This is a genomic window from Leptotrichia sp. oral taxon 879 str. F0557, assembly GCF_000469385.1.
GTDB classification, from domain to species: domain Bacteria; phylum Fusobacteriota; class Fusobacteriia; order Fusobacteriales; family Leptotrichiaceae; genus Leptotrichia; species Leptotrichia mesophila.
Genome location: NZ_KI271292.1, coordinates 1 through 1,420, shown reverse-complemented (window position 1 = coordinate 1,420; position 1,420 = coordinate 1). Strand labels below are relative to the sequence as shown.

Annotated in this window: 2 protein-coding genes; both read right to left on the bottom strand. The window is 23.2% G+C overall.

Features of this window, described 5'->3' with window-relative positions:
- Positions 1-320: 320 nt before the first annotated feature.
- The gene (locus HMPREF1552_RS02650) at positions 321-1,247 is read right to left on the bottom strand and encodes a hypothetical protein (RefSeq protein WP_021743416.1); all 927 of its coding nucleotides are present in this window, start codon (positions 1,245-1,247) and stop codon (positions 321-323) included.
- A 20-nt stretch (positions 1,248-1,267) separates the two neighbouring features.
- Complete coding sequence (locus tag HMPREF1552_RS02645; protein WP_255349260.1) at positions 1,268-1,405, bottom strand: HRDC domain-containing protein; 138 nt, start codon at positions 1,403-1,405, stop codon at positions 1,268-1,270.
- Between the last annotated feature and the right edge of the window lie 15 nt (positions 1,406-1,420).

The window sequence follows — 1,420 nt, the reverse complement described above, 5'->3', positions numbered from 1 at the left end:
TTTTTATTAAATTTATCTGTTTTTTCACACTCAACAAAAGCTGTCCAGTAATATTTTCCCTCTTTGTTTTATTTTCTCAATTTCTTTTATTAAATCTAACTTTATTTTATTATACCACTAATTTCCAAAAATAATACTAAATTCCATTAGAAAATAGAAATTATGTTAGTAACAAGAAATTTTAATTACTTGCTAAATACTATAAAACTAGAAAGCTTATAATTAATTTTTTCAAAAAAATACAATCTTTAAACTTTGTTTCTAATTATATAGTTTTTAGACTACATTCTAAATCTTTTGTCTTTGAAATATTTTAAAAATTATTGTATTTCTTCATCAGATTTTCTCCCAAGATATACAAAATCCATTAAAGAGTAAAGTATTTGAATTTCTTCTGTATATTTTTGAATATTATAAGAGGATTTAAAATTACGATAATATTTTATAGCTTCTTCAAAATTTGTATACATTTTTCCTGATTCATTAATAGAAGTTCTAGAATCCTTAATTTTATCATACAACAAATCATACATATTATTATATCTATCAAAATTTAAACTTACTTGATACTGTGTTGGAGAAACTTGAATACCTGCAGTTTCTATGTATTTAATTTTTTCTTTAGCAGTTGGATAGGGTATTGATTTTATTACTCTCATATTTTTTTGTAACCACTTATATGCTTCTTCTTTACTAAATGCTTTAATTATTGATAAACATAATTTATTTGCTACTTGAATATTATTTTTATTTTTTTTAAATAAATATTTCCATGTTTTATATCTAATAATAGGAGGTAAAATAGAAAAAACATGTAATATTATGGGTGAAGTATATATATCTATCCGAATATCCAGAAAATACTTGATAAAAATCAAAGCATATAATTCCATAACTCTATCTTCCGTTTTTTCTACAATCTCATTAGAAAATGTTTCTGTATGACTAGTATGTGTTCCGTTATTTCCAATTATTCTTATTTCATTTACAGTTTTAATTAATTTATTTCTAAAATCATTTTCTAATAAATTCAAGGAAGTAACTACTGCCTCGTTTCTTGAATCATTTCTTATTTCTCCCAATGTTATTTGTATGCTACTTCCAAGATTTAAAATCTTTCTCACAAGTATTTCCGCATATTGTCTTAATCCTTGTATTTTCCCTCTATTAGATCTTTCTATATATTTAGTATCGTGTATCAAGTCTTTTATCATATTTGTATATTCATTATTATTAAAATTATCCATTTAGTTACCTTTGTTTTATTTTAAATCTTCATATCATAAAAATTTTCCAAAATCAGCAAAATTTCTTCTCCATAATCCCTGATTTTCCGTTTTCCCATTCCCTTTAACTGCGAAAGTTCTTCCATATTTTTAGGATTAGTTTTTGCAATATTTGCCAAAAGCTGGTTTGAAGC

Bases quoted from the DNA above. Each gene is read 5' to 3' on its own strand.
- HMPREF1552_RS02650 (WP_021743416.1), bottom strand. From the start codon at position 1,247: ATGGATAATTTTAATAATAATGAATATACAAATATGATAAAAGACTTG.